This window comes from Micromonospora sp. DT228, assembly GCF_049841595.1.
Lineage (GTDB): Bacteria > Actinomycetota > Actinomycetes > Mycobacteriales > Micromonosporaceae > Micromonospora.
Genome location: NZ_JBNCKO010000016.1, coordinates 131,341 through 157,990, shown reverse-complemented (window position 1 = coordinate 157,990; position 26,650 = coordinate 131,341). Strand labels below are relative to the sequence as shown.

Sequence of the window (26,650 nt, the reverse complement as noted above, 5' to 3'; positions counted from 1 at the left end):
CGGGCCGTGGCAGCCGGAGCCGGATGACCAGGACGCCGTGATTCATACCTCAGTTCACCACCGGCACGAAGACCGCCAGCAGCAGGTAGGCGGTCGGCACCGCGAACAGGATCGAGTCCAGTCGGTCCATCAGGCCACCGTGGCCGGGCAGCAGGTTGCTCATGTCCTTGACACCGAGATCCCGCTTGATCATCGACTCGGCCAGGTCGCCGAGGACCGCGGCGCACGAGATGGCCACCCCGAACAGGGCACCCCACCACGGCGCCAGCTCGAACATCAGCCACAGCAGCAACGCGCTGCCCACGGCCGCGGCGGTGACCGAACCGGCGAAGCCCTCCCAGGACTTCTTCGGGCTGATCGACGGCGCCATCGGGTGCCGACCGAACGAGACGCCGGCCGCGTACCCGCCGGTGTCGGAGAGGACCACCGCGATCAGGGTGGCCAGGATCCGCATCCAGCCGTCGTCGGGCGCCGCCGCGAGCAGCGCCGCGAAACCGGCGAGGAACGGCACGTAGACGGCGATCAGCGTGGCCGCGGTGACATCCCGCTGAAAGCCGGCCGGACCGTCACCCAGCCGCCAGATCATGGTGCCGAGCACCGTGACCAGCAATCCCAGACTGAGCGCGTCCGGGCCGGCGAACCAGGCCAGACCCACGGTCAGCACCCCACCGGCGAGCAACGGCACCAGCGGCGGGTGCGCGCCGCTGCGGCGGACCGCCCGCGCCATCTCCCAGCTGCCGACGGCGACGGCGGCGGCGATCACCGGCAGGAACGCCAACGGGTAGAAGATCAGCGGCACCACGATCAGCGCGCCGAGGCCGAGCCCCACGCCGATCGCCGCCGGCAGGTTGCGACCGGCCCGCCCGTTGCCCACCTGCTGGGTGGCCGGTCGGTCGACGCTGGCCCGGCGTCGGCCCTTCGGCCGTCGGCCGCCCGGCGGCTCCGGCTCGGTCACCGGCGGCAGGTCCGGCGCCACCTCGGCCCCGATGGGCGCGAGCTGCGCGGTCGGGTAACCGGCGTCGTCGTCGTAGCGGACCGGACCGTCGAACGGCTGCGGGCCGTCGAACGGCTGCGGGCCGTCGTAACGGCCGGGCTCGTCGTGCCGCTGCGGGCCACCGGGGCGGGGCGGGACGCCCTCCGGGGCCGCGGGCGGACGATCACCGTACCGGCCGGTGCGGCCCCGATCGTCGTACCGGTCGGGTTGGTTCCGGTCGTCCTCGTAGCGGTCGCGGTCGTCGAAGCGGTCGTCCGGGCGGGGGGCGCGGCCACGCTCGTCGTACCGGTCCGACGGTTGCGGGTCGGCGTGCGGCCGGGGCTGCGGGTCGGCGTACAGCTCGGGGCCGGCGGTGGGACGGCGGTGCCACTGGCCGGCGTCCAGGTCCTGCTCGGGCCAGGGCAGTGCCACCGGGTGCTCCGGGCGGTCCCAGCCGCGAGGCTCGCTGCCGTAGGGGTCGGGGTGGGACATCACGCACCGCGACGGGACGCGAGAACCACCACATGACGCAAGACCACAAGCATCCCCTACACGCGCGATGTTCCTCCGATTGACCGCCCCGACGGTCGGTCGATTCCCGGTGTTCACCGCCCGGTGGCCGGGAATCCTGCCGAGCCTACTGCACCGGCCGGACCGGCACGGCGGACGAGGCACGCGACGGGCGTCGCCCCTGGCCGGCGGGCCGTCGTGCGGCGATTCCGACCCATCCGGTACGCGGATCCGCAGCCATCGATCCGACTCGTCTGCTGCACGATCCGGTACTGAGCCGGGGACGCCGGACGTGGTCCGCTGGTGGCGCGCCGGCCTCAGCCGGCGTGTCGACGGGGGAAGGACACACGCATGTACAAGATCAGTCTGGCGGTGCTGGCGGCTGCGGCCATCGTCCTCGGAGCAGGGGCGCCAGCCGCTGCGGCCGCCGCACCGACCCGGATCACCATCGATCGCCAGGCCAGTGAACTGTTCCCGTTCGAGCCGCCCGTCGGTGAGCCCGGGGTGACGTACCCCGCGACCCGCGTCACCGCCACGGCCCGGCACTGCCCGGCCGGCATCGTCCTCATGTCGGCCTCGCTGGTGCAGGACGGCCTGCCGACCCTCTGGGCGACCGCGGGCCACGGCGCCGGCGAGATCCTCTGCGACGGTGGCACCGTCGAACTGACGATGGCCTTCGCACGGATCACCCCGGCGGTGCACCCGGGTCGGGCCACCGCCCGCTTCTCGCTGCGCGACGCGAACACCGGCGAGGAGTTCGCCGCGAGCACCCGGACCGTGCGGATCCCCTCCTGAGATACGACACGAGGCCCGTTCCCGGTGTCGGGAACGGGCCTCGAAACATGGTTCAGACCTCGAGCAGCTCGGTTTCCTTGTGCTTGACCAGGTCGTCGACGGTGGCCACGTAGCGCTGGGTCAGGTCGTCGAGTTCCTTCTCGGCGCGGCGACCGTCGTCCTCGCCGGCCTCGCCGTCCTTGACGATCCGGTCCAGCTCCTCCTTGCCACGGCGGCGGACGTTGCGGATGGCCACCTTGGCCTCCTCGCCCTTGTTCCGGGCCACCTTGATCATGTCGCGGCGGCGCTCCTCGGTCATCTGCGGGAGCAGGATGCGCAACTGGTTGCCCTCGTTGTTCGGGTTCACCCCGAGGTCCGAGTCGCGGATCGCCTTCTCCATCGCATTGATCTGCGAGTTGTCGTACGGCTTGATGATGGCCATCCGCGGCTCGGGGACCGCGATCGACGCCATCTGGGTCAGCGGCGTGGGCGTGCCGTAGTAGTCGATGATGACCTTGGAGAACATGGCGGCGTTGGCGCGACCGGTACGGATGGCGCCGAACTCCTCCTTGGCGTGCTCAACCGCACGCTCCATCTTTTCCTCGGCCTCGAGGAGGGTGTCGTCGATCACCGGTCTCCTCGCCTCCTTCTGTGCTCGTGGTGGGCTCTGCTGAAAGTCGTCAGACCCGCCGCTGCCGTCGCTGTCAGCGAGGCTCAGGCGGTGATCAGGGTGCCGATCTTGTCGCCACCCACCGCGCGGATGATGGTGTCGTCACCCTGCGCGCCGAAGACCAGCATCGGCAGGCCGTTCTCCATGCAGAGGCTGAACGCCGCCGCGTCGGCCACCCGCAGATTGCGGCGCAGAGCCTCGGAGAAGGTGATCGAGTCGAGCTTGCTGGCGGTGGGATCGATCCGGGGATCGGCGGTGTAGACGCCGTCCACGCCGTTCTTGCTCATCAGCACCACGTCGGCCCGGATCTCCAGAGCCCGCTGGGCGGCCACCGTGTCGGTGGAGAAGTACGGCATGCCCGCGCCCGCGCCGAAGATGACCACACGGCCCTTCTCCAGGTGCCGGATCGCCCGCAGCGGAATGTACGGCTCGGCGACCTGGGCCATGGTGATGGCGCTCTGGACCCGGGTCTCGATGCCTTCCTTCTCCAGGAAGTCCTGTAGGGCGAGGCAGTTCATCACGGTGCCGAGCATGCCCATGTAGTCGGCGCGGGCCCGGTCCATCCCGCGCTTCTGCAGCTCCGCGCCGCGGAAGAAGTTGCCGCCGCCGACCACCACGGAGACCTGCACGCCGCGGCGAACCACCGTGGCGATCTGCCGGGCGATCGCCTGGACGACGTCCGGGTCGACGCCGATCGCGCCGCCGCCGAACACCTCACCGGAGAGCTTCAGCACCACCCGGCGGGCCCGCCCCGGCGGCGGTGCCGTCGGATCGTCCACCGCCAGCGTCCGGTCACTCACAACCTGCGTCATCCGCCCCGCCCTTCCCCACGCGCACGCCCCGTGCGGCGCGTACCGCGAACCTGCCGCTGCCGACCCTATGTGACGAGGAGGCCGCGGTGCCTGTCACGTACACCGGCGGCCTCCTCGTTGACGTCTTCTGCCCACGGGCGCACGCGGCGCCCGGTGGCGGCTCAGGCCTGGCCGACCTCGAACCGCACGAAGCGGGTGACCTCGATGCCGGCCTCGGCCAGCAGCTGCTTCACCGACTTCTTGTTGTCGGCGACGGACGCCTGCTCGATCAGGACGTAGTCCTTGAAGAAGGAGTTCACCCGACCCTCGATGATCTTCGGCAGGGCCGCCTCGGGCTTGTTCTCCTCGCGGGCGGTCTGCTCGGCGATGCGCCGCTCGGACTCGACGACCTCGGCCGGAACCTCGTCCCGGGTGAGGTACTTCGGCCGCATCGCGGCGATCTGCATGGCCACCCCACGGGCGTCGGCGTCGCCGGCCTCGTCGCTCTTGCCGGTGTACGACACCAGCACACCAACGGCCGGCGGCAGGTCCTGGGCCTTGCGGTGCAGGTAGACGGCGGTGGTGCCCTCGACCCGGGCGAACCGGTTGAGGACCAGCTTCTCGCCGATCTTGGCGGACTGCTCCTGGATCAGGTCCGCGACGACCTTGCCGTCGAGCTCGGTGGCGAGCAGCTCCTCGGCGCTGTTCACGCCGGCGCGCTCGCCGTGCTCGACCAGCTGCTGGGCCAGCGCGATGAACGACTCGGTCTTGGCGACGAAGTCGGTCTCGCAGTTGACCTCGAGCAGCGCCTTGCCGGAGTGGGCGACCAGGCCGTTGGCGGCCGTACGGCCGGCCCGCTTGCCGACGTCCTTGGCGCCCTTGACGCGCAGGATCTCGACGGCCTTGTCGAAGTCGCCCTCGGCCTCGGTCAGCGCCTTCTTGCTGTCCATCATGCCGGCGCCGGTGAGGTCGCGGAGCTTCTTGACGTCCGCGGCGGTGATTTGGGACATGGCTCTCTCTTCGGTGTTGAGACGGCGTGTGGATGGTCAGAGGTGCCGGTTACCCGGATCCGGGCGGATCGTGCCCGGCGTACCGCCGCTGTCCCACCGTCTGTGAAAACGGACGGTGGGACAGCGACGGTGCGATCACTCCGCGGTGGCGGCCGCCGGCTGCTCGGTGGCGGCCTGCGCCGGCTGCTCCGAGCTGGCGGGCTGCTCGGCGGCGGCAGCGGCGGGCTGCTCGGTCGCGGCGGCGGCCGGCTGCTCGGCCGGGGCGGCCGACTCGTCGGCCTTCTTCGGCTCGAGCAGCTCGCGCTCCCACTCGGTCAGCGGCTCGTCGCTCGCGACACCCTCGGGCTTCTCGTCGTTGCCCCGGCGACGGCCGGAACGCGCGATCAGACCATCCGCGACGGCGGCGGCGACGACCTTGGTCAGCAGCTCGGCCGAGCGGATCGCGTCGTCGTTGCCCGGGATCGGGAAGTCGACCTCGTCCGGGTCACAGTTGGTGTCCAGCACCGCGATCACCGGGATGCCCAGCTTGCGGGCCTCGTCGACGGCGATGTGCTCCTTCTTGGTGTCGACGATCCAGACCGCGGCGGGAAGCTTCTGCATGTCCCGCAGACCACCGAGGGTGCGGGTCAGCTTGATCTTCTCGCGGGAGAGCTGCAGGGTCTCCTTCTTGGTGTAACCGGCGGCGGTGCCGCTGAGGTCACCCAGGCCCTCCAGCTCCTTCATCCGCTGGAGCCGCTTGTACACCGTCTGGAAGTTGGTCAGCATGCCACCGAGCCAGCGGTGGTTGACGTACGGCTGGCCGACCCGGGTCGCCTGCTCGGCGATCGCTTCCTGGGCCTGCTTCTTGGTGCCGACGAACAGGATGCTGCCGCCCTCGGCGACGGTCCCACGCACGAACTCGTACGCCTTCTCGATGTACTCGAGGGTCTGGCGCAGGTCGATGATGTAGATGCCGTTGCGCTCGGTCATGATGAAGCGCTTCATCTTCGGGTTCCAGCGCCGGGTCTGGTGCCCGAAGTGGACACCGCTCTCCAGCAGCTGGCGCATGGTCACGACGGCCATGGTTGGGGTACTCCTCAAGATCCCTGGTTGTCACGCCCGGCCGGTGGCCGGGCGTCCTGGCGCCTGGTCGCCGACCCATGGTGGACCCGATCAAGATCGGGACCAGGGAGGCCGTCGCTCCACGACGATTCGTGAAGAGGGCGCGCGAGGTCGACCGCACGAGGCGGTCGCCAGTTGGCCAGTGTACGCCCCTCACCCGTCCAGCCGCCCCGGGGTACGCGGGTGCGCGCAGGCCCGTCGGGGCGCACCCTCAGGATTGCGTCCGGCCCAGCGCGACCTCCGACCCAGCGCGACGTCCGGCACCGACCCGCTCGGCGCGGCATCCCGCCATGATCGACTCGGATTCCTGGAAATCGGCGCGTCCAACCGATCCGGACACCGCGACATCATGGAAACCGAGTCGATCGTGGCGCTGGGGCGGCACACCCGGCGCGGGACGCAGCGAGAAGGCCTGGCCGCGACGGTGGTGGCGGAGACGGTAGCCGGCTGCGCGCCAGGGTCAGCCGGCGGCGAGCGCGGCGGCCACGAAGAGCACCAGACCGACGGTCAGGTAGGCCGTGGGTGGGCGCAGCCAGCCCCGACCACCGTCGGCGAGCGCCAGACCTCCGGTTCGCAGCCCGTACAGCCCGGTCGCGAAGATCGGCAGTCCGGCGACCAGGGCGATACCCACCACCACGTTCCCGGCGTCCACCGGATCACCGGTCACGCCGGCCAGCAGCACCCGCAGCGCGGGGATCTCGAAGATCAACACCAACACCGCGAAGAGTACGGCCAGCACCGGTCGCCGGGTCCGATAGACACCGTCGGCGGCCGGCGGATACACCGGCGGGTCGGCTACGGGCAGGTCCGGTCGAGGACCGATCCCCGGCATCGGACCGGTCGGCATCTCCAGCGGGTGCGGCACGTCGCCGCCCCGGGTCGGCTCGATGATCGGGTACCCAGCGAGCGGAGCGGGACGAGCCTGATCAGCCAGCACACCGGCCGGCGCGACAGCCGCCGTGGTGTCGCGGGCGGTCTCCGGCGCGGCGCCGGTCAGCGGGGACCCGGCTGGGGTCGCCTCGCGGGCGGCCCGGCGTCCGGGCAGCTCACCCGAGGTTTCCGAGGGGTCCCGATCCGCCCGCCGCGACCAGGTGGCCCGGTAACCGTCCGCCTCCGGCCGTGCGGCACCCAGCGGGTCGATCGCGCCGAAACGCCCCGAATCAGCCTCACTCGCCCCGAACCGACCGGTCTGATCGTCCAGGGCGCCGAAGCGACCCGAGTCCGACTCGGGGGTACCGAAGCGACCCGAGTCCACCGCACTCAACCGACCCGAGTCGGACTCCGGCGTAGCGCCGAAGCGGCTCGCGTCGACGGCGCCGAAGCGTCCCGAATCCGGCTCGCGGCGGCGGCGAACGCCGGTGTCCTCGACGGAGCGGGCGTCTTCGGCGCCATGCTGCTCGGGGATCTCGCTGTCCCGGTACCGCGATTCGCCCGCGCCGCGCCACTCCGACTCGTCGTAACCGCGACCCCGCTCGTCGGGGTACCAGCGCGACTCCTGATCTTCCGGAAAGCTCCGTCGTCCGTCCACGTCAGGCACCGTATGCGACCGGCCACGCCCGCGCCATTTCAGCCCCGTCAGGCCACGCGCCACCGGTCCCCGCCAGCGCGGGGCATGGAGTCGCGTCGAGGCGGCGCCGACGCGGGCCGGCACCGTGATCAGGTGATGAAAAGTAGGTCTGCGGCGGTCCTGACACCTACTTCTCATCACCTGATCACGGCGGCCCCGCCCATGAGCGCGGCTGGCCGCGCCGGCCTCGGTTGGGGAGGCCCAACGCCGCTAGCACACCGTGGGCATGATCGGTCGACTGTCCACAGCGACTCCGTTGTCCACAGTTGGGCAACCGTTGGAGTAGCCGCGGGGGCGCCGGGGCGGGCACGGTTCCGGCCATGACGAAGCGGAACCAGGCGGTCGGCGCGTACGGCGAGCGGTGCGCCGCCCAGCACCTGACCGAGGCGGGACTGCGCCCGATCGCCCGAAACTGGCGCTGTCCGGCCGGGGAGATCGACATCATCGCGTGGGACGGGCCGGTGCTCGCCTTCTGCGAGGTGAAGACCCGCCGGGGCGACGACTTCGGCACCCCGGCCGAGGCGGTCGTGCCGGCCAAGGCCCGCCGGCTGCGCGGGCTCGCCGCGCGCTGGCTCACCGAGACCGGCACGACCGCCGACGAGGTGCGTTTCGACGTGCTGTCGGTGCGGCTGCCCGACGCCGGTCCGGCGCAGGTGGACCACCTCAAGGGCGCGTTCTGAGATGCGCGACCCGAAGGATCGGTGACGCGGCCGTGAGCTACGCGAAGGTGCTCTGCGTCGGGCTGGTCGGGGTCACCGGCCACCTGGTCGAGGTGGAGGCCGACCTGGCCGCCGGCCTGCCCGCGGTGGTGATCTCCGGTCTGCCGGACACCGCCCTGCACGAGGCCCGTGACCGCGTCCGCGCGGCCGTGGTCAACTCCGGCCAGCGCTGGCCCAACCGGCGGATCACTCTCAATCTGCTGCCCGCGACGCTGCCGAAATCCGGCTCAGCCTTCGATCTGGCCATCGCCGCGGCTCTCCTGGGCGGCTCGGGTGAGCTGCCGCTGCTGCCACTGGAGGGGGTGGTGGTCCTCGGCGAGTTGGGGTTGGACGGCACGGTCCGGCCGGTGCGCGGCGTACTCCCGATGGTCGCCGCCGCGGCCCAGGCCGGCATCGCGCGGGTCATCGTCCCGGTCGGCAACGCCGCCGAGGCCGCGGTCATCCCGGGGGTACGGGTGCGAGCGGTGGACTCCCTGCACCGGCTGGTGGCCTTCGTTCGCGACGGCGCCCCGCTGATCGAGCCGCCGGAGGCCACCTCGGCGCCGGCCGTCGACGGGCCGGATCTCGCCGAGGTCGCCGGGCAGCAGTTCGGCCGCCGCGCACTGGAGGTCGCCGCGGCCGGCGGGCATCACGTGGCGCTGCTCGGGCCGCCGGGCGCCGGCAAGACGATGCTCGCCGAGCGGCTGCCGTCGATCCTGCCCGAGCTGGACGACGACGCGGCACTGGAGGTCACCGCCCTGCACTCGGTCGCCGGGCTGCTGCCGCCGGGTGGTCGGCTGTTGCGTCGCCCACCGTTCCAGGCGCCGCACCACACCGCGTCCGTGCCGTCGCTTGTCGGTGGTGGCTCGGGGCTGGCCCGACCCGGCGCGGTGTCGCTGGCACATCGCGGCGTGCTCTTCCTCGACGAGGCCCCCGAGTTCAGCAAGGGCGCGTTGGAGGCGCTGCGTCAACCGCTCGAAGACGGCCGCGTTCGGCTCACCCGCAGCGGGGGCGGCACGATCTATCCGGCCCGAACCCAGTTGGTGCTGGCCGCCAACCCGTGCCCGTGTGCCAAACCAGCAGGCGACGCGCACTGTGAGTGCAGCCCGCTGGCCCGCCGTCGCTACCTTGGCCGGCTCTCCGGGCCACTGCTCGACCGGATCGACGTACAGGTGCAGTTACGGCCGGTGCGGGCGGCGGAGTTGCTGGCAGCCGACGGCGGCGTCGAGTCCTCGGCGACGGTCGCCGCGCGGGTAGCGGCGGCCCGGCAGGCGGCGGCCACCCGCTGGGCCGGCCTCGGCCGGCGGCTCAACGCCGAGGTGGAGGGCCCGCACCTGCGCCGACCGCCGTGGCGGCTGCCCGCCCGGGTCACCGCCGAGTTGCGTGGCCGGCTCGACTCCGGCTCGCTGTCGGCCCGCGGCTTCGACCGGGTGATCCGGATGTCCTGGACCATCGCCGACCTGGACGGCCGGGACCGACCAGACCTGGACGACGTCCGGGAGGCGCTTCAACTACGGACGGGAGAGGCGACGTGAGCGCCGATGACGAAGGCAGGATGGCCCGGGTCGCACTGACCTGGCTGGCCGAGCCGGGCACCCGCGTGGTGCACCAACTTGTCGAACGGCTCGGCCCGGCGGCGACCCTGGACCTGCTGCTCGACGGCGGCAGCCCGGACAGCCGGCTACAGACCGCGGTGGCCGCCCGATCGGCGGCCGGCGACGCCCGGGCGGTGGCGGCCGAGGCGCTGGAGCGGGCGGACCGGCTCGGTGCCCGCCTGGTCACACCCGACGACGAGGAGTGGCCGGCGCGGGTGGCCGGCCTGTCCGCGCTGCGCCTGCCGGACGTCGCCCGCCGGGTGGACGGCGAGACCGCCCCACCGCTCTGCTTCTGGGTACGCGGGGCCTGGCCGCTGGGTGAGGCGCTGGACCGCTCGGTGGCAGTGGTCGGGGCGCGAGCGGCCACCGGCTACGGCCAGCACGTCGCGACAGAGCTGGGATACAGACTCGCCGAACGGGACTGGACTGTCGTCTCCGGTGGCGCGTTCGGCATCGACGCCGCCGCCCACCGGGGCGCCCTCACGGCGGACGGTCTGACCGTCGCGGTGCTCGCGTGCGGGCTGGACAGGCCGTACCCGATGGGCAACGCCGCCCTCTTCGACCGGATCGCCGACACCGGGCTGCTGGTCAGTGAGTGGCCGCCGGGCGCCGAACCGCTGCGGCCCCGGTTTCTGATCCGCAACCGGGTGATCGCCGCCGGCACTCTCGGCACCGTCGTGGTGGAGGCGTCGGCGCGCAGTGGCGCGACGCAGACCGCTCGGCGGGCCATCCACACCGGTCGGGTGGCAATGGTGGTGCCGGGGCCGGTGACCTCGGCGATGTCCGTCGGCGCGCACGAGTTGCTCCGCGAGTACCCCGACAAGGCCCGGCTGGTCACCGGGGTGGCACACGTGCTGGAGGAGGTGGGCCGGATCGGCGCCGACCTGGCCCCGCTTGCGCGGGGACCACAGCGGGCCACCGACGCGCTGGACGACGACACGCGGTCGCTGCTGGAGGCGCTACCCCGCCGAGGCGCGATGGGGGTGGACCGGCTCGCGGCCCGCGCCGGTGTCGACGTACGGACCGCGTTGCGCAAGCTGTCCCTGTTGGAGGAGCTGTCCATGGTGGTCCGTCGGGACGACGGCTACGCCCTCGCCCCCCGGCCCTCCGTCAAGAGGCGAGAGGCTCGGACCTGAGATGGGTAAGCACGTGGCTCCGCCAGACCGCCAGGTCTGCCGCGGCTTTGCGGCGGATCAGGGCAAGGAAATGCCCGACGGCGGTACGCGGCCAGGTCCGACGAACACCGCCACCGTGGTGGTCGGTGCCCCTCGTCGCTCGGCCGTAGGCTGGTGCCGTGCCAGCTGTCCGTGCAGGAGCCTGGGCCGGTGGACCGGTCCGCAGACCGGCGCGGCCACGATGAGCCGGCCCGACCGAGGCACCCGGTCCATGCACCAGGCGCTGCCACCCGAGCTGCGCAACGCCGTCGACGACTTCGCCGAGCACCTGTCCCGGGTGCGTAACCGCTCGGCGCACACCGTCCGCGCGTACGTCACCGATCTCGTCTCGCTGCTCGACCACGCGGCCCGGATGGGCTGCGTCGACCTGGCCGAGCTGGACCTGTCGGTGCTGCGCAGTTGGTTGGCGAAGCAGCGCACCACAGGTGCGGCCCGCACGTCGTTGGCCCGGCGGGCCGCGTCGGCACGGGCGTTCAGCGCCTGGGCGCACCGGGCCGGGCTGCTCCCCGCCGACGTGGGGGCCGCGCTGGCCAGCCCGCGGGCGCACCGGGAGCTGCCAGCCGTGCTGCGCACCGACCAGGCCGCCACCCTGGTCGAGGCACCGGCCCGGCAGGCACCGCGCACGACCGCGCCGCGGTCGGGCGAGACACCGGCCCAGCACGCCCCGCCCGCGACCACCCCACCAGCCACCCCGCGATCGGGCACGGCACCGGCCCAGCAGGCCCCGCTCGCCACCGCGCCACCGGCCACGCGGCAAAAGGGGGCGGCACCGGCCCTGCCAAGATCGGGCGAGGCGCCGGCCCGACCTGGTATCCCGCTCGTGGCCGTGCCGCAATCGGGCGCGGCGGCCGAGGCCGAGGCGGTGTCGCTGCGCGACCGGGTGCTCCTGGAGTTGCTCTACGCGACCGGGGTACGGGTCAGCGAGGTCTGCGGGTTGGACGTCGGCGACGTCGACCATGGCAGGCGGGTGATCCGGGTGTTCGGCAAGGGTGGGCGGGAGCGCTCGGTGCCGTACGGGGTGCCCGCCCAACGGGCGCTTGACGACTGGCTGCGCCGGGGCCGCCCGGCGCTTGTGGTTGCCCGCTCCGGCGACGCGCTGCTGCTCGGCGCGCGGGGCGGTCGGCTCAACCCGACGACCGCGCGTCAGATCGTCGGCGGCTACGCCGAGGCCGCCGGCCTGCCCCGGACCAGCCCGCACGGTTTGCGCCACTCCGCGGCCACCCACCTGCTGGAGGGTGGTGCCGACCTCCGCGCCGTGCAGGAGTTGCTGGGCCACTCGTCGCTGGCCAGCACGCAGATCTACACGCACGTCTCGGTGGAGCGCCTGCGCGCCGCGTACCGGCAGGCACACCCACGCGCCTGACGTCCAGCGCCGCGTACCGGCAGGCGCACCCGATCAAGCACCGGGTCCGAGAACGCCGGACGGTTACGATCATCGAGTGAGCGTCCCGCAGCCCCCTGAGCCGATCCCGGGCGCCCGCCTGCTCTTCTCGCTGGACCCGGCGGTCAGCCACCTCAACCACGGCTCGTTCGGCGCGGTCCCGATCGCCGTGCAACGAGCCCAGCAACGGCTGCGCGACGAGATGGAGGCCAACCCGCTGCGCTTCTTCACCCAGGGGTTGGTCGACCGGATCGCGCACACCCGCCGGCACCTCGCCGGGTTCCTCGGCGCCGACCCGGACGGCAGCGCCCTGGTCGGCAACACCACCACAGGCGTCGCCGTGGTCCTCCAGTCGCTGGGCCTGCAACCCGGCGACGAGGTGCTCAGCACCGACCACGGTTACGGGGCGGTGAGCCTGGCCATCCAGCGCGAGTGTCGCCGTACCGGGGCGGTCGGCCGGGTCCTGCCAATCCCGCTGGCCGCCACCGACGAGCAGATCGTGCAGATCATCCGCGCCGGCCTGCGCCCCGGACGGACCCGGCTGCTCGTCGTCGACCAGCTCACCTCGGCAACGGCCAGGCTGTTCCCGACCGCCGCCATCGTCGGGGTGGCCCGCGAACACGGCGTACCGGTGTTGGTCGACGCCGCGCACGCCCCCGGGATGCTGGCGACCCCGGTGAGCGACATCGGCGCTGACTTCTGGGTGGGCAACCTGCACAAATGGGCGTACGCCCCGCGCGGGACCGCCCTGCTGACGGTGGCGCCGCGCTGGCGGGACCGGATCGAACCGCTTGTGGTCTCCTGGGAGCAGGAGTCGGGTTTCCCGGCCCGGATCGAGTGGCAGGCGACTCTCGACTACACGTCCTGGCTGGCCGCCCCGGCGGGACTGTTCACGTTGCGCAGTCTCGGTGTCGACCGGGTGCGGGCGCACAACGCCGCGCTGGCCGCGTACGGCCAGCGGGTGGTCGGGGACGCGCTCGGGGTGGCTCCCGCCGACCTGCCCGGCCCCGGCGGGCCGGGGGTGTCCCTGCGCCTCATTCCGTTGCCGGCCGGCATGGCCGCCACCATCGACGCGGCGCGGGCGTTGCAGACGCGGGTCGGCGAGCGGCTCGCCACCGAGGTCGCGGTGATGAGCTGGAACGGCCGTGGGTGGTTGCGGCTCACGGGTCAGGTCTACAACGCCGCCGACGAGTACGAGCGGCTGGCCGTGCGGCTGCCGGCGCTGCTCGCCCAGCGCTGACCTTGCGGAGGCCCGCTCCACGGACCGGCAGCGGGGGGCCGGCCTCGTTGACCGGCAGCAGGCGCACCGGGCCGAGGCCGAGCAGGGCCAGCGGGTCGAGGTATTCCTCGCCCCGGCGCAGGCCCCAGTGCAGGCAGGCTTCGGCCGGGCAACCCGGATGGCCGGGCAGCAGCTCACCCAGTGGCGTGCCGGCGGTGACCTGTTGGCCGGGGCGTACCGCCGGTCGCACCGGCTCGTGGGTGGTGCGGAGCCCGTCGGCGTGCCCCACGGTGAGCACCTGTCGCCCGGCCACCAGGCCGGCGAAGAGCACGGTGCCGGAACCGGCGCTGCGGACCACCGCGCCGGCCGGGGCGGCCAGGTCGACGCCCCGGTGGCCGGGCAGCCACGGTCGGGGCGGCGGGTCGAATCGGCGCACCGGACGGGGCGACCCGTCGATCGGCCAGCGGAACCGCTCGGCGGGCGCTGGGGCGGACGCCGTGACGGTCGCCAGGGCCGCGACCGGCAGCGGTGCACGGCGGGGCTCCGCCGTGACGAGCACGACCAGCCCGCAGAGCTGGAGGATCAGCGCCAGGGCAGGCGCGGCCTGAAGCGCCAGGGCAGGCGCGCCGTGAAGCGGCAGGGCGCGGCGGGAGGCGGATGGCTGTCGCATGCTGGCAGCCTCCGGCCGAGGCGGGACGGTCCGCCAGCCCGGCCGACGCGGCTGTGGACAACCGGGCGTGCTGTGGACGACCACCCACCGCCCTCGATGATCTGCTATGCCCGGGCGAGTGCGCCTCTTCGCTGCTGAGGCACTCGAACGTCGCGGCATCGGCCAGCGCGGCGGGGCCGTTCTCCTGTGCTGACCGAGGGCACAGGGCGTGTGTCAAAGCCCCTGGCCGGCCTGCGGCGGGCCCAGACAACGACCGGCCGCGTTGGAGATTGGCCCGGATACAACACCGGTATCCGGGCCGATCTCCGCCTTGCCGGACCGTCGCCTGGACTCCGCCTCGGCTCGACCGAGGACTTTGACACACGCCCTAGGCTGGGCCGCGTACGGCGGGTGACGCCGTGTGGACCGGGGAGGCCCAGGCATGACCACTGTCGATGACCGGACGCCACCACCAGCCGGGCCGACGGTGGCCGACGTGAGCGGTCCGTCCCGGCTCGCGGCGCCGGACGAGGCGATCAGTGCCGAGGAGTTGCAGCTCGCCGCCCGCAACCACGGCATCCCGTTGGAGGCGCTGCGCTACGACGTCACCCCTGCCGGGCTGCACTACCTGCTGATCCACTACGACATTCCGGAGCTGGACCCGGCGACGCACACGCTGACCATCGGCGGCGCGGTGGACCGGCCGCTGACGGTCACGCTCGCCGAGCTGCGCGAGCGACCGCGGGTCACCCACCAGGTGACGCTCGAGTGCGCCGGCAATGGCCGAGCCCTGCTACACCCTCGGCCGGTCAGCCAGCCGTGGCTGGTCGAGGCGGTCGGCAACGCCGAGTGGACCGGCACCCCCCTCGCTCCGCTGCTGCGGGAGGCGGGGCTCAGGCCGGACGCGGTGGACGTGGTCTTCACCGGCGCCGACCACGGTGTCGAGCGCGGGATCGAGCAGGACTACCAGCGGGCGCTGCCGGTCGCCGACGCGCTGCGGGAGGAGGTGCTGCTGGCGTACGAGATGAACGGCGCTCCCCTGCTGCCGCAGCACGGCGCGCCGCTGCGGCTGATCGTGCCGGGCTGGTACGGCATGGCGCACGTGAAGTGGGTCCACTCCGTCGAGATCCGGACCGAGCCGTTCGAGGGTTATCAGAACGCGGTCGCCTACCGGGTGCGTACCGACGCCGACGACCCGGGCGTGCCGGTGACCCGGATCGAACCGCGTGCGCTGGTCCGTCCGCCCGGCTTCCCCGACTTCATGTCCCGTCGCCGGGTGCTGCGGGCCGGGCCGTGCACGGTGGACGGTCGGGCCTGGTCGGGGCACGCGCCGGTGGTCGCCGTGGAGGTCACCACCGACGGTGGGCAGAGCTGGGAGTCGGCCGAGCTGGACCCGGCGGACGGGGGCGACTTCGCCTGGCGGCGCTGGCGGTACGAGTGGACGGCGACTCCGGGCCGGTACGTGCTCGGCGCGCGGGCGACGGACGCGTCCGGGCGGACCCAGCCGGTCGAGCAGCCGTGGAACCGTGGCGGCTTCGCCAACAATCTGGTGCAGCGGGTCGAGGTCGTGGTGCCGGCCGAGTGACCGGCAGGAGTCACGCCACGGGTGGGGGCCCGCGGCGCGGCCGAGCGGCGGGGCTGTGGTCAGCCGCCGAGGGACAGGGCTGCGGTCAGCCGCCGAAGCCGGAGTCGGCGGGCAACGAGATGTCGGGCTTCTCCAGCTCTTCGACGTTGACGTCCTTGAAGGTCATCACCCGGACGTTCTTGACGAAGCGGGCCGGACGGTACATGTCCCACACCCAGGCGTCGTGCATCTCCACCTCGAAGTAGACCTCGCCGTCGGAGTTGCGCACGTGCAGGTCGACCTGGTTGGCCAGGTAGAACCGACGCTCCGTCTCCACCACGTACGAGAACTGGCGGACAATGTCGCGGTACTCCCGGTAGAGCTGCAGCTCCATCTCGGTCTCGTACTTCTCGAGATCTTCCGCGCTCATCGCACTCCGCCTTCCATGGCCACATCTTCCCCCACCGGCGTCTGAGGCCGAGGCTGCTCGCCCAACGCCACGCCGACGGTACCCCCTGACGCCCCGGAGCGCTCCATCGGCTCTTGCCGGCCCGGACCGCCGGGACGTCTGGCGCGCGGCGGCCGTCCGTCGCGGCCGGAGACCGTGGCGACATTGACGTACGAGAACCGGTGCTCCCGGCACGGACCGTGCTCGCGCAGCGCCGCCGAGTGCTCCGGGGTGATGTAACCCTTGTGCTCGGCGAAGCCGTACGCCGGGAACACCCCGTCCAGCTCCACCATCATCCGGTCCCGGGTGACCTTGGCGAGGACGCTTGCCGCCGCGACGCATGCCGCCACCCGGTCACCCTTCCACACCGCAAGCCCCGGCACGCCCAGGCCGTCCACGCCGAAGCCGTCGGTCAGCACGTACTCCGGCCGGGTGCTGAGCGAGGCGAGCGCCCGGCGCATGGCGGCCAGGTTGCACACGTGCAAGCCCCGGGCGTCGACCTCCTCGGCGGGGATGACGACCACGGCGTACGCGAGCGCCCGGTCCACCACCTCGGCGTACACCCGTTCCCGGCTGGCCGGGGTGAGCAACTTCGAGTCGGCCAGGCCCTCGATCTCGCCGCGCCGGCCTTCGGGCAAGACGGCGGCGGCGGCGACGAGCGGACCGGCACAGGCGCCCCGGCCCGCCTCGTCGGCGCCGGCGACGTGTCGGAAGCCGCGCCGTTGCAGCGCCCGTTCCAGGGCGTACAGGCCGGCCTCGCGGCGCACGACGGTGCGCGGTGGGGTCAGCACGACGCCTCGTTCCGGTCGGTGGCGGTCGACTGCGCCAACCGGCTCAGCAGGGCGGGCAGCTCGGCGGGGTAGAAGCGTTCACCGCTGGCGGCCAGCTCGTCGGGGAGCCACCAGCGGTGGCCGGCGATGCTGCGCTGCTCGATGTCGTTGAAGCCGGCGGTGTCCACCTGCCAGGACGCCACCCGGAGGAGGAAGAAATCCTGCGCCTGGCGGTACCACACCCCGTCGAACGTGAACTCGGTCGCGTCGGACCAGACCGGCTCGCCCAGCTCGGCCGGGTCGAGCCGCAGCCCGGTCTCCTCGGCCAACTCGCGGGCCGCGCCCACTGCCGGCGACTCCCCCGGATCGAGCCCACCGCCCGGGGTGAACCAGTAGCGGTGCCCTGGTCGGGCCGGGTCGAAGCCCTCGAACAGCAGGACCCGGCCGGCCGCGTCGACGAGCAGCACGCGGGCCGCGCGTCGAGGGGTGTAGACGGTCACCGCACCAGCCTGCCAGACCGACGGCGGATCGCCCACGCCCCGTCGGCCTACGGCTTGGGAATGCCGTCGAACCCGTCGGGCACCGTCAGCCAGGTGGCCCGGTTGACCGGCCAGAAGACGGTGAATGCCCGCCCGACCACGTCGTCCTCGCGGATGGTGGCCTCGGTGATGTTCTGCCCGGACTGCTGCCAGTGCTCCAGCGAGTCACCGGACGCCGAGCGGTGGTCACCCATGACCCACAGCCGGCCCTTCGGCACGGTGATGTCGAACTCCTGGTCGGCCGCCTTGTCGCGGACGCCGTCCAGGGAGAAGATGTACGGCTCGTCCAATGACTTGCCGTTGATCATCAGCCGTTCCTGCGGGTCGCAGCAGACCACGTGGTCACCGGGGATGCCGATCACCCGCTTGATGAAGTCCTCACCGTCGGGGTTGCCGCTCCACTCGATCGGCGCCTTGAAAACGATCACCTCACCGCGGTGCGGCGACCGGAAGTCGTAGACCAGCTTGTTGACCAGCACCCGGTCATCGATCTTGAGAGTGTTCTCCATGGACGGGGAGGGGATGAAGAAGGTCTGCAGCACGAAGGCGCGGACCAGCACCGCGACCAGGATCGCCACACCCAGCAGGATCGGCAGCTCCTTCCAGAAGGAGCTGCGCGGCTTGTCGGTCTGCTCGTCAATCACGCCAAGGAGCCTACGTTGCCGAACTGGACGTCACCGACCGGAACGCGCGGGAAGCACGTAGAGCGGCCGCCAACGGGAGAATCAGCAGCACACCGCCCTGCGGGCTCGGTCGCGCCGGGGGCGCGCCCGAGGATGCCGCGCCCGGCCCGGACACGTCGTCGAACGTCGCCGGCACCGGCAGCGGGTTCCACCGCGACGAGGGCCAGACCACCATGAAGGCCCTGCCGACCACGTTGTCGATCGGCACGGGGCCCTGGCAGCGCGCGTCCTGGGAGACCTCACGGTGGTCGCCCATCACGAAGATCTGACCGGGCGGTACGACGACCTCGTCGAAGCGCCGGGAGCGGCACTCCGACGGGTTGGGCGGCAGGTCCAGCGGGGAGTCGCGCAGGACGTACGGCTCGTCGAGCGGCGTGCCGTTGACCGTCACCCGCCCCTGACTGTCGCAGCACTTGACCCGGTCGCCGGGGACGCCGATCACCCGCTTGATGAAGTCCTTCTCACCGGGACGGCTCACGCCGATCAGGTCGCCGACGGTCCGGGTCAGCTTGCCGACGAAGCCCGGCTCCGGCTGGTCGTCGACCTGCGGCGCCCAGCGGTCGGTGCCCCGGAAGACCACCACCTCGCCGCGGACCGGGTCACGGACGTCGTAGACGACCTTGTTGACCAGCACCCGGTCATCGACGAGAAGCGTGTCCTCCATCGAGCCGGACGGGATGTAGAACGCCTGGAGCAGGAAGGTGCGGATCAGCACCGCGAGGCAGAACGCCACCACCAGCAGCAGCGGAAGCTCCTGCCACAGCGGCATCTGCCGGCGGCCACGCCGCGCGCGCCGGCGCCACGGATCGACGGTGCCGTCCTCGTCAAGCGTCTGCACCACGCCACTCCCCGGTCCGCAGAAACACCACCGCCCGGGAGCCTCGTCGAGGCTCCACGGGCGGCAGTGGACAGCTACCCGCCCACGTGGGCGGGCCCGCCGCCGTGCTGCGCCCGTGACGACCAGGGTAGTGCGGTCTGGTCGTTACGGCATACGCGCAGCTCGGGCGGCGTGGCGAGCGGGAAGTCAGCTGGGCTGCTTCTCCCGCTTCTCCTTGATCTTGGCCTTCTTGCCGCGCAGCTCGCGCAGGTAGTACAGCTTGGCGCGACGCACGTCACCGCGGGTCACGATCTCGATCCGGTCGATGCCCGGGCCGTTGATCGGGTAGGTCCGCTCGACGCCGACGCCGAAGCTGACCTTGCGGACCGAGAAGGTCTCGCGCAGACCGTCACCCTGGCGGCGGATCACGACGCCCTGGAAGATCTGGACACGGGACCGGTTGCCCTCGACGACGCGGGCGTGCACCTTGACGGTGTCACCGGCCCGGAAGACGGGAAGGTCGGTCCGCTTCGACTGGGCGTCAAGGGCGTCCAGGATGTTCATCGCTGCGTCCTCGTAAGGCTCACGGCGCACCGTCACTCGGTGCGCGGGTGGGTGATTCTGATCCCCGGGTGGTGGTCGGCGGGCCGACCCCCGGTCGGTGATCCTCGCAGCCGCCCGCGGGAGCGGACGGATGCGGCAACCCCCCTACTTTGCCACATCCCCCGGTGGCAGCTGAAATCCGGCCCGGTCCAGGGCCGCGATGTCCCGTTTGTCGAGCCGATCCCCCGGCAGCGCGGCCAGCAGATCCGGGCGGCGGGCCGCGGTTCGCAGCAGGCCCTCCTCGCGACGCCAGCGGGCGATCTTGCCGTGGTCACCGGAGCGGAGCACCTCCGGCACGTCGTGCCCGCGCCAACTCGGCGGCTTGGTGTAGATCGGCGCCTCCAGCAGCCCGTGCGCGTGCGACTCCTCGTCCAGCGAGCCCGCGTTGCCCAGCACTCCCGGCAGCAGCCGGGTCACCGCCTCCAGCATCACCAGGACCGCGACCTCGCCGCCGAAGAGCACGTAGTCACCGAGCGACACCTCGGTGACCGGCATCCGGGTGGCGGCGTGCGCCAACACCCGCTGGTCGATCCCCTCGTACCGGCCGCAGGCGAAGAGCAGGTGCGACTCGGCCGCCAGCTCGTACGCCATGGCCTGCGTGAACGGGGCACCGGCCGGCGACGGCACCAGCAGCCGGGGCGGCGGGGCCTCGGCCGGCGCGAGCGCGTCCAGCGCCTCCCCCCACGGCTCCGGGCGCATCACCATCCCCGGCCCGCCGCCGTAGGGGGTGTCGTCGACCGTGCGGTGCACGTCGTGGGTCCAGGTCCGCAGGTCGTGCACGGCGAGCTGGAGTACGCCGTTGGCCCGCGCCCGCCCGATCAGCGACAGGTCCAGCGGGGCGAAGTACTCCGGAAAGATCGACACGACGTCGACGCGCATGGGGTGGTCCTAAAGATCGAGCAGTCCGGCCGGCGGGTCGACGATCACACGTCCACCGGCCAGGTCGACCTCCGGAACGATCGCCCGGACGAACGGGATCAACGCGGTACGCCCCTCGGGGCGTCGCAGCACCAGCAGGTCCGAGGAGGGCGCGTGGTCGATGCGGACGACCTCGCCCAGCGGTTCGCCGGCCGGGTTCACCACGGCCAACCCGACCAGCTGGTGGTCGTGGAACTCCTCCGGGTCGTCCGGCGGGTCCACGTCGGCGCTGTCCACCACGAGCAGCGTCCCGCGCAGCGCCTCGGCGGTGTTGCGGTCCGGGATGCCCTCGAACGCGATGAGCACCCGCCCCTGGTGGAAGCGGGCTTCCTCGATGGTCAGCTCCGCCGGAACGCGGAACGGCACGCCCGGACCGGTCGCCGGCGCGGGCGGCGGAACCGCCCCGGGTTCGGTGCGCAGCACCGAACCCGGGACGAACCGTGCTTCAGGCTCGTCGGTCCGCACTTCCACGGTGACCTCACCGCGGACGCCGTGCGGCTTGCCGATCCTTCCGATGACGAGCTGCATCAGTACGAGTCGACGATGTCGACGCGTACCCCGCGCCCGCCGATGGAGCCGATCACCTGGCGCAGCGCCTTCGCGGTCCGACCGGACCGCCCGATCACCGTGCCGAGGTCCTCGGGGTGCACGCGGACTTCGAGCCGCTTGCCCCGACGGGAATCGACCATCCGCACCCGGACGTCGTCCGGGTTGTCGACGATGCCCTTGACCAGGTGCTCCAACGCCGGACGCAGAGGCATGTCAGGCCTGCTCACCGGCGTCGGCAGTGGCGGCGGGAGCCTCGGCCGGGGCCTCGGTCTTCGGCGCCTCGGCCGGGGCCTCAGTCTTCGGGGCCTCGGCCGCAGCCTCGGTCTTCGGGGCCTCGGCAGCCTTGGCGGCCTTCTTGGCCGGCTTGGCCGGGGTCTCCGGGGCCAGCCCGGCGGCGGCCTTCGCCTCAACCTCGTACGCCGCCTTGCGGTCGGCCCGCTCGGGGGCGACCAGGAGCGGCGGCGGGGCCGGCAGGCCCTTGTACTTCTGCCAGTCACCGGTCAGCTCCAGCAGACGCTGCACCGCCTCGCTCGGCTGAGCGCCGACGGACAGCCAGTACTGGACCCGCTCCGACTTGACCTCGATGATCGAGGGGTCTTCCTTGGGCTGGTAAATCCCGACGAACTCGATCGCCCGACCGTCACGCTTGGTGCGCGAGTCAGCGATGACGATGCGGTACTGCGGGTTGCGGATCTTGCCCATCCGCAGGAGCCGGATCTTTACGGCCACAGTTGTTTCGCTCCTGTTGCGATCTCACCGGCCCGTGTGGGCGGTGTGCATGGGTGAGCGCCGACCGGACCCGTGGGGTTGGGCCGGAGACTACTCGGTGGACTAGCGACGTGCCCGGGTTAGAGGGCGCCGGACGCGCGCCGGATACCAGCGACCCATTCTGCCAGATGAAGCGCCGATCACTCACACCGGAGCCCCGGACCCGCCCGCCCGTCACCGCTACGTGACCGACATCACCCTGCCGTCGGGATCCACGGCGCCCGGCAACCCGGGGGTGGCCAGCCGAGCCAGCAGCTCGCGGGCCGGGCCGGCGGGCACGATCCGCAACGCCTCTCGCGCCCGTTGGGCGTGCTCGGCGATCAGGCCGAGCAGAGCAGACACCCGTGGGTCGTCGGGCGCGACAGCCCCGGGCTGCGTCGACCCACCCCACCGGGACGCCCCGGCCAGCTCCCGAAGCTGTTCGCCGAGGGCATGCGCCACGCCGACCTCACGACCGTACGTGGCCAGCGCGTTCACCACCGGCACCCGGGCGCCTCCGAGCCGGCCGCCGAGCCGACACGGCAACTCGAACGCGATGGCGGCGCGCCCGACCAGGACGGCACCGCCGGCCCCGCCGCCCGACGACGGATCGTCGCGCAACTCCTGAGCCCGCCCCTCACAGGCCACGGTCAACGCCTCGGCGAACTCGGCGACCACTGGGCCGCCGCCCTGCGCGGCGAACTCGTACGCGCGGGCCAACAGGAAGTCCGCGACCAGCACCGCGAACCGGTTGCCCCACGGCGTCGGTCGTGGCCCGGTCGACCGGGGCTCCTCCCGGGCGCTGTCCACCGCCAGCCCGGCGAGCAGACCCAGGTCGACCGCCGCGGCGAGGGCGTGTCGAAGCGGATGCTCACGGCCCCCGACCGCCGCGGCGACCAGCAGCAGCACCGCCGGACGCAGCGAGAGGGTCGACAGGTCCTCGTCCACCCCGCCGAGCCGGACGAACATCGGCCAGTCCTCGCGTACGCAGCCGGCGAGCAGCTCGCCCACCGCCATCAGATCCCGCCGCAGGTCGCGGGCCAGCTCCGGCGCCGGCTGGGGCAGCGGGTCCAGCAGGACACCCGCCCGTGCCCCGTCCGGGAAGAGCGCCAGCCGGCGGCAGAGGGCGAACAGTGGGCGGTCGTCGTCGAAGGTGGCGTCGAGCACCCGCCAGGCGAGCAGGTAGCGGCGCACCGAGTACCGGCCGGTCTCGAAATAGCCGGACTGCCGGGCGGCCAACTGCCGGGCGTACGGGGCTGGATCCACCGGTCCCGTCTCGGCGCGGCGACGTGCCGTGTCGATCCGGTCGGCGGCGAGCAGGCCCGATTCCAGGGCGAAGCTGATGCCCTCGCCGGTGAACGGGCTCACCAGCCCCGCCGCGTCGCCGACCAGCAGCAACCCCGGCACACCGCACCGGGACGGGTCGAAGTCCAGCCGCAGCGGCGCCCCGGTCATCGGTCCGACCGGACGGGCCGCCCGGAATCGGTGGTCGGTCGTTGTCAGCTCGGTGACGAAACGCTCGTAGAGCAACCGCACGTTCTCCCGGTGGGTCGGGTCGAAGAGGCCCACGCCGACGTTCGCCGTCCCGTCGCCGACCGGAAACACCCAGCCGTAGGAGGGCAGCACCCGCCGGTCCGTGACGTCCGCCAGCGGAAGGTGGATCTCCAGCAACTCGTCGAGGTCGGCCACCTCGGTGAAGTAGCCCCGGGCGGCGAACCCGGTCCACTCCCGGTCCGGACTACGCAACCCGGCCTGGTGAGCCAGCCGCGAGGAGGCCCCGTCTGCGGCGACCACAGCCGGGGTGCGCAGCGCGAACCGGCGGCCCTCGTACTCGACCTGCACACCGTGGACCCCGGCGGCACCGCCCAGCAGTCGGGTGGCGCGGGCTCCGGTCCAGAGCACCGCGCCGGCACGCACCGCCCGCCGGGACAGCACCGCGTCCAGCTCCAGCCGGGGCACCACCATGCCGTACCCGGTGCCGTCGGGCTCCTCGTAGTGGAAGTCGCGACCGCCTCGCCCACGCATCCGGATCCGCACCCCGCCCACCCGCTGGGCCCCCGTCAGCTCGTCGAGCACCCCCATCTCGGCGAGCAGACGCACGGCGCTGCGGGTCAGGCCGTCGCCGCAGCACTTGTCGCGGGGGAACTCGCGCCTGTCGATCAGCAGAACCCGGCGGCCCAGGACCGCCAGCCGGTACGCCGCGGCCGCACCGCCGGGGCCGGCGCCCACCACCACCGCGTCGAAGCCGTCGAGCCGGTCCGGAACCAGCGTCGGGGCCGGCGTGGCCACCTCAGCCCGCCCGGGTGACGGCGTAGTCGGCGAGTCGGACCAGCGAGTCCCGGGCCGGGCCGGGCGGTAGCGAATCCAGCCGCCGGGCGGCCTGTGCGGCCCGGCGCCGGGCCTCGGCGAGGACCTCGTCCACCGCACCGGAGGCGATCACCAGGTCAGCCACCTCGGCCAGCTCCGCCGGGGTGGGCTCGCGTACCGCCAGGAGGTCGCGCACCCGGCCGGCCGCCGGTGTGTCGCGGGCCAGCAACCGCAGCACCGACATGGTGTAGACCCCTTCCCGGACGTCCGTCAGCGGCCGCTTGCCGAGAGCCGCGTAGCTGCCGCGCACATCGAGCGCGTCGTCGGTGAGCTGGAAGGCGACTCCGAGGTCGTGGCCGTACCCGGCCAGCGCCTCGACGGCCGCCGGCGGCGCCCCGGCGAGCAGCGCGCCCAACCGGCAGGGCAACTCGAACAGGGTCGCCGTCTTGCCAGCGACGATCTCCAGGTGCTCGGCCTCGGTCAGGCCGGTGTGGAACGCGTTCTCCGTCTCGCGGAGCTGGCCCGTGCAGAGCGCGACGAGCGCGGCGGCCGCCTCCCGGCCGTACCGGTCGTCGAAGGTGGCGAGCAGGGCGATGGCCCGGGCGACCAGGAAGGTCCCGGCGACCACGGCCGCCGGCTCGCCCCATTCGGCGTTGACGCTGGGGCCGTGCCGCCGGGTGACGGCCCGGTCCATCACGTCGTCGTGGTAGAGCGAGGCGAGGTGCAGCAACTCCAACGCCGCGGCGGCGTCGAGCAGGTGTGCCGGTCGGACGGTGCCGAATTCGGCCGCGACCAGCAGCAGCGCGGGACGGATCCGCTTGCCGCCCCGGCGTTGCAGTGCCGTCGCCATCGCCCACAGCACCGGGTCGGACGCGGCGACGGCCTCCCGCATCCGCCGGTCCAGGCCGGCCAGCGCCTCCCGGGCACGGGCGCTGGCCAGCCAGTCCGGGTCGGTGGCGTTGCTCACCGTCACCGCTTCCGCTTGGGCTTGGGCTTCGGCTTGGTGGGTTTCTCGGCAGCCGGCTGGGCAGCGTCACCGCCGCTCCCACCGCCACCGCAGCCACAGCCACCGTCGCCGCGCCGCCCACTGCCGGGAGCACACAGGGTGGGCACCCGCTCGACCAACTCCTGCGCCTTGTGCAGCAGCTGCTCGTCGTCGAGCATCCGCAGGATCTCCACCGGGGTACGACCGACAGCGTCGTTCGCCAGCGCCAGCACCTCCTCGGCGGCGGAGATCTCCTCGGCGGTCAACCGGTCCGCGAAGCGGCGCAGCGTCTTGCGGGCCTCGTCGAGGTGCTCGGTGGTGAGCGTCGCCTCGGAGCGGTGCGGCTGGAGCAACGCCGCACGGGCCGTCTCGGCGTAGGTGTCGTAGAGCTTCTGCAGGTGCCGCCGGTCGGCGTCGGAGAGCTTCGTCGCCCGGGCCCGGGCCACCAGCCCGTCCTCGTTGGCGAAGTAGGTGTCGACAGCGAACCGGCCGACCCTGGTCTGCTGCAGGTAGCGCTGCCGGAACTCCTTCTCGACCGCCACGTCGAGGTCGACGTCCCGGTCCAGGACCCGGCGGGCGGTGCTGCTGGAGGCGCAGCCGCAGGCACTCTCGTTGCCACCCTCGCCGCCCAGGTAGACCACCGACCCGGAGTCGCCCCCCTCGGACAGGTGGGCGGTGGCGATCTGGCCCTCGAAGGTGGCCACGCCGACGCCGGGGCCGTAGTCGATGCTCGCGCTGACATCCAGCTCGGTCACCGTGGAGGTGGTGTACTCCGTGGTCCGGCCGACCTTCTCCACGTTGCTGCCGATGTCGACGCCGGCGATGGCGCCCGCGCCGCTGAGGAAGGTCACGTCGAGTTGGCGCAGGACCTCGTCGATGGGGTTGATCAGAGTTCGGTTGCACGAGCCGGCGAAGAGCAAACCGATCGCCGGATGGTCGCTGTTGGCCACCGGGAAGATGTTGTCCTTGACCTGGTCGATCACGTCGTTGGGCTGGGCGACCTGGCCGATCGCGCAGTCCACCCGGTTGCCGGCCGGGTTGATCATCACGAATCGCTTCAGTGTGGCGATGGTGTCGGCCGGCGCGGTGCCGCCGTCGTAGGCGCCGGGCTGCACGATCGCGTCGCCGATCGCCCCGGCGTTGGAGTTCGCCAGCACGTGGTTGTTGCTCAGGACGCAGAGCGAACCGTCGGTGTTGTCGGTGACCAGCGCGCCGAGCGTGCCGGCCGTGACGTCGATGTGCGCGACGCTCACCCCGTTGGGCGCGGGCCGTTCCCGAGCGGTGAACTCCTGGGCGAAGAACGGGCCGGTCTCCACCACGTCGACCTCGACGAAGTCGGACCCGAAGTAGACCCGCCGCGGCAGTAGCCGGGTGGTGGGGAGGAACTGCCTCGGCACCTTGCGCACCACGTACACGACCAGGGCCGGCTCGTCCGTGCGGCGCCCGCTGACCTCCCGCCGCCCATAGGCGAGCCCGCTGACGTTCGGGTCGCCGAGCAACCCGGCAAGTGGTCCCTGACGGGCCGCCCGAGCCAACGCACGGGCCTTGACGTAGCTGTCGTTCGGATTGGACATGGCCGCCTCCTGCCGGTGCAACGCGGTGGTGGA

27 protein-coding genes are annotated in these 26,650 nt (G+C 72.7%); 7 read left to right on the top strand and 20 right to left on the bottom strand.

Features of this window, described 5'->3' with window-relative positions:
- Window positions 1-49 precede the first annotated feature (49 nt).
- Entirely contained in the window at window positions 50-1,465 is a 1,416-nt protein-coding gene (locus tag ACLQ29_RS27335; protein WP_425774302.1) for a phosphatidate cytidylyltransferase, read from the bottom strand.
- 369 nt (window positions 1,466-1,834) lie between these two features.
- Between ACLQ29_RS27335 and ACLQ29_RS27330 the strand changes: the two genes are divergently transcribed.
- The gene (locus ACLQ29_RS27330; RefSeq protein ID WP_425774301.1) at window positions 1,835-2,278 is read left to right on the top strand and encodes a hypothetical protein; all 444 of its coding nucleotides are present in this window, start codon (window positions 1,835-1,837) and stop codon (window positions 2,276-2,278) included.
- Window positions 2,279-2,330: 52 nt separating this feature from the next.
- Here ACLQ29_RS27330 and frr read toward each other — a convergent pair whose 3' ends face one another.
- The 5 genes from frr to ACLQ29_RS27305 form a co-directional block, all read right to left on the bottom strand.
- The gene (gene frr, locus ACLQ29_RS27325) at window positions 2,331-2,888 is read right to left on the bottom strand and encodes a ribosome recycling factor (protein ID WP_425774300.1); all 558 of its coding nucleotides are present in this window, start codon (window positions 2,886-2,888) and stop codon (window positions 2,331-2,333) included.
- An 83-nt stretch (window positions 2,889-2,971) separates the two neighbouring features.
- Window positions 2,972-3,739 (bottom strand): UMP kinase, encoded by a 768-nt coding sequence (gene pyrH, locus ACLQ29_RS27320; RefSeq protein WP_088946657.1) that lies wholly within the window; start codon window positions 3,737-3,739, stop codon window positions 2,972-2,974.
- A 161-nt stretch (window positions 3,740-3,900) separates the two neighbouring features.
- Complete coding sequence (tsf, locus tag ACLQ29_RS27315) at window positions 3,901-4,728, bottom strand: translation elongation factor Ts (RefSeq protein ID WP_425774299.1); 828 nt, start codon at window positions 4,726-4,728, stop codon at window positions 3,901-3,903.
- Between the two features lie 135 nt (window positions 4,729-4,863).
- On the bottom strand, window positions 4,864-5,790 hold the full coding sequence (gene rpsB / locus ACLQ29_RS27310; protein ID WP_425774298.1) for a 30S ribosomal protein S2: 927 nt from the start codon (window positions 5,788-5,790) through the stop codon (window positions 4,864-4,866).
- A gap of 499 nt (window positions 5,791-6,289) precedes the next feature.
- Window positions 6,290-7,357, bottom strand: coding sequence for a hypothetical protein (locus ACLQ29_RS27305; RefSeq protein ID WP_425774297.1), 1,068 nt, complete (start codon window positions 7,355-7,357; stop codon window positions 6,290-6,292).
- 359 nt (window positions 7,358-7,716) lie between these two features.
- Between ACLQ29_RS27305 and ACLQ29_RS27300 the strand changes: the two genes are divergently transcribed.
- The 5 genes from ACLQ29_RS27300 to ACLQ29_RS27280 all read left to right on the top strand — a co-directional run bounded on the left by ACLQ29_RS27300 (window position 7,717) and on the right by ACLQ29_RS27280 (window position 13,485).
- Window positions 7,717-8,076, top strand: a complete 360-nt coding sequence (locus tag ACLQ29_RS27300; protein ID WP_393237946.1) for a YraN family protein — start codon at window positions 7,717-7,719, stop codon at window positions 8,074-8,076.
- 32 nt (window positions 8,077-8,108) lie between these two features.
- Window positions 8,109-9,629, top strand: a complete 1,521-nt coding sequence (locus tag ACLQ29_RS27295; RefSeq protein ID WP_425774296.1) for a YifB family Mg chelatase-like AAA ATPase — start codon at window positions 8,109-8,111, stop codon at window positions 9,627-9,629.
- A 20-nt stretch (window positions 9,630-9,649) separates the two neighbouring features.
- Window positions 9,650-10,825, top strand: coding sequence for a DNA-processing protein DprA (gene dprA / locus ACLQ29_RS27290; protein WP_425774328.1), 1,176 nt, complete (start codon window positions 9,650-9,652; stop codon window positions 10,823-10,825).
- A 220-nt stretch (window positions 10,826-11,045) separates the two neighbouring features.
- The gene (locus ACLQ29_RS27285) at window positions 11,046-12,227 is read left to right on the top strand and encodes a tyrosine-type recombinase/integrase (RefSeq protein ID WP_425774295.1); all 1,182 of its coding nucleotides are present in this window, start codon (window positions 11,046-11,048) and stop codon (window positions 12,225-12,227) included.
- A gap of 76 nt (window positions 12,228-12,303) precedes the next feature.
- Complete coding sequence (locus ACLQ29_RS27280; RefSeq protein ID WP_425774294.1) at window positions 12,304-13,485, top strand: aminotransferase class V-fold PLP-dependent enzyme; 1,182 nt, start codon at window positions 12,304-12,306, stop codon at window positions 13,483-13,485.
- On the opposite strand, the gene ACLQ29_RS27275 is transcribed toward ACLQ29_RS27280, so the two are convergent.
- The gene (locus ACLQ29_RS27275; protein WP_425774293.1) at window positions 13,406-14,134 is read right to left on the bottom strand and encodes a murein hydrolase activator EnvC family protein; all 729 of its coding nucleotides are present in this window, start codon (window positions 14,132-14,134) and stop codon (window positions 13,406-13,408) included. The genes ACLQ29_RS27280 and ACLQ29_RS27275 overlap by 80 nt on opposite strands.
- Before the next feature lie 421 nt (window positions 14,135-14,555).
- Here ACLQ29_RS27275 and ACLQ29_RS27270 point away from each other — a divergent pair, with 421 nt between their 5' ends.
- A complete protein-coding gene (locus ACLQ29_RS27270; RefSeq protein ID WP_425774292.1) occupies window positions 14,556-15,698 on the top strand; it encodes a sulfite oxidase in 1,143 nt (380 codons plus the stop codon).
- Between the two features lie 85 nt (window positions 15,699-15,783).
- Here ACLQ29_RS27270 and ACLQ29_RS27265 read toward each other — a convergent pair whose 3' ends face one another.
- The 13 genes from ACLQ29_RS27265 to ACLQ29_RS27205 form a co-directional block, all read right to left on the bottom strand.
- Entirely contained in the window at window positions 15,784-16,107 is a 324-nt protein-coding gene (locus ACLQ29_RS27265; protein ID WP_007075222.1) for a DUF2469 domain-containing protein, read from the bottom strand.
- Window positions 16,104-16,916 carry a ribonuclease HII gene (locus ACLQ29_RS27260; protein ID WP_425774291.1) on the bottom strand — a complete coding sequence of 271 codons (813 nt, stop codon included), beginning with the start codon at window positions 16,914-16,916 and terminating at the stop codon, window positions 16,104-16,106. Before ACLQ29_RS27260 ends, ACLQ29_RS27265 begins: the two co-directional genes overlap by 4 nt.
- Entirely contained in the window at window positions 16,910-17,395 is a 486-nt protein-coding gene (locus tag ACLQ29_RS27255; RefSeq protein ID WP_425774290.1) for an NUDIX hydrolase, read from the bottom strand. Before ACLQ29_RS27255 ends, ACLQ29_RS27260 begins: the two co-directional genes overlap by 7 nt.
- 47 nt (window positions 17,396-17,442) lie before the next feature.
- Complete coding sequence (gene lepB, locus ACLQ29_RS27250; RefSeq protein ID WP_425774289.1) at window positions 17,443-18,078, bottom strand: signal peptidase I; 636 nt, start codon at window positions 18,076-18,078, stop codon at window positions 17,443-17,445.
- A gap of 10 nt (window positions 18,079-18,088) precedes the next feature.
- Entirely contained in the window at window positions 18,089-18,958 is an 870-nt protein-coding gene (gene lepB, locus ACLQ29_RS27245; RefSeq protein ID WP_425774288.1) for a signal peptidase I, read from the bottom strand.
- Window positions 18,959-19,141: 183 nt separating this feature from the next.
- Window positions 19,142-19,498, bottom strand: coding sequence for a 50S ribosomal protein L19 (rplS, locus tag ACLQ29_RS27240; RefSeq protein ID WP_425774287.1), 357 nt, complete (start codon window positions 19,496-19,498; stop codon window positions 19,142-19,144).
- A gap of 144 nt (window positions 19,499-19,642) precedes the next feature.
- Window positions 19,643-20,416, bottom strand: coding sequence for a tRNA (guanosine(37)-N1)-methyltransferase TrmD (gene trmD / locus ACLQ29_RS27235; RefSeq protein WP_393372960.1), 774 nt, complete (start codon window positions 20,414-20,416; stop codon window positions 19,643-19,645).
- 9 nt (window positions 20,417-20,425) lie between these two features.
- A complete protein-coding gene (rimM, locus tag ACLQ29_RS27230; RefSeq protein ID WP_425761287.1) occupies window positions 20,426-20,983 on the bottom strand; it encodes a ribosome maturation factor RimM in 558 nt (185 codons plus the stop codon).
- Window positions 20,983-21,243 (bottom strand): RNA-binding protein, encoded by a 261-nt coding sequence (locus ACLQ29_RS27225; protein WP_425774327.1) that lies wholly within the window; start codon window positions 21,241-21,243, stop codon window positions 20,983-20,985. Before ACLQ29_RS27225 ends, rimM begins: the two co-directional genes overlap by 1 nt.
- A complete protein-coding gene (rpsP, locus tag ACLQ29_RS27220; RefSeq protein WP_425774286.1) occupies window positions 21,218-21,733 on the bottom strand; it encodes a 30S ribosomal protein S16 in 516 nt (171 codons plus the stop codon). Before rpsP ends, ACLQ29_RS27225 begins: the two co-directional genes overlap by 26 nt.
- Before the next feature lie 219 nt (window positions 21,734-21,952).
- Window positions 21,953-24,040: a geranylgeranyl reductase family protein gene (locus ACLQ29_RS27215; RefSeq protein WP_425774285.1), complete on the bottom strand. Its 2,088-nt coding sequence runs from the start codon at window positions 24,038-24,040 to the stop codon at window positions 21,953-21,955.
- A gap of 1 nt (window position 24,041) precedes the next feature.
- On the bottom strand, window positions 24,042-25,031 hold the full coding sequence (locus ACLQ29_RS27210) for a polyprenyl synthetase family protein (protein WP_425774284.1): 990 nt from the start codon (window positions 25,029-25,031) through the stop codon (window positions 24,042-24,044).
- On the bottom strand, window positions 25,028-26,617 hold the full coding sequence (locus tag ACLQ29_RS27205) for a hypothetical protein (RefSeq protein ID WP_425774283.1): 1,590 nt from the start codon (window positions 26,615-26,617) through the stop codon (window positions 25,028-25,030). The genes ACLQ29_RS27210 and ACLQ29_RS27205 overlap by 4 nt, the downstream gene beginning before the upstream one ends.
- Between the last annotated feature and the right edge of the window lie 33 nt (window positions 26,618-26,650).

Coding starts and splice junctions, on each gene's coding strand:
- ACLQ29_RS27335 (WP_425774302.1), bottom strand. CDS start 1,465: ATGTCCCACCCCGACCCCTACGGCAGCGAGCCTCGCGGCTGGGACCGC.
- ACLQ29_RS27330 (WP_425774301.1), top strand. CDS start 1,835: ATGTACAAGATCAGTCTGGCGGTGCTGGCGGCTGCGGCCATCGTCCTC.
- pyrH (WP_088946657.1), bottom strand. CDS start 3,739: ATGACGCAGGTTGTGAGTGACCGGACGCTGGCGGTGGACGATCCGACG.
- tsf (WP_425774299.1), bottom strand. CDS start 4,728: ATGTCCCAAATCACCGCCGCGGACGTCAAGAAGCTCCGCGACCTCACC.
- rpsB (WP_425774298.1), bottom strand. CDS start 5,790: ATGGCCGTCGTGACCATGCGCCAGCTGCTGGAGAGCGGTGTCCACTTC.
- ACLQ29_RS27300 (WP_393237946.1), top strand. CDS start 7,717: ATGACGAAGCGGAACCAGGCGGTCGGCGCGTACGGCGAGCGGTGCGCC.
- dprA (WP_425774328.1), top strand. CDS start 9,650: ATGGCCCGGGTCGCACTGACCTGGCTGGCCGAGCCGGGCACCCGCGTG.
- ACLQ29_RS27285 (WP_425774295.1), top strand. CDS start 11,046: ATGAGCCGGCCCGACCGAGGCACCCGGTCCATGCACCAGGCGCTGCCA.
- ACLQ29_RS27275 (WP_425774293.1), bottom strand. CDS start 14,134: ATGCGACAGCCATCCGCCTCCCGCCGCGCCCTGCCGCTTCACGGCGCG.
- ACLQ29_RS27270 (WP_425774292.1), top strand. CDS start 14,556: ATGACCACTGTCGATGACCGGACGCCACCACCAGCCGGGCCGACGGTG.
- ACLQ29_RS27265 (WP_007075222.1), bottom strand. CDS start 16,107: ATGAGCGCGGAAGATCTCGAGAAGTACGAGACCGAGATGGAGCTGCAG.
- rplS (WP_425774287.1), bottom strand. CDS start 19,498: ATGAACATCCTGGACGCCCTTGACGCCCAGTCGAAGCGGACCGACCTT.
- trmD (WP_393372960.1), bottom strand. CDS start 20,416: ATGCGCGTCGACGTCGTGTCGATCTTTCCGGAGTACTTCGCCCCGCTG.
- rimM (WP_425761287.1), bottom strand. CDS start 20,983: ATGCAGCTCGTCATCGGAAGGATCGGCAAGCCGCACGGCGTCCGCGGT.
- ACLQ29_RS27205 (WP_425774283.1), bottom strand. CDS start 26,617: ATGTCCAATCCGAACGACAGCTACGTCAAGGCCCGTGCGTTGGCTCGG.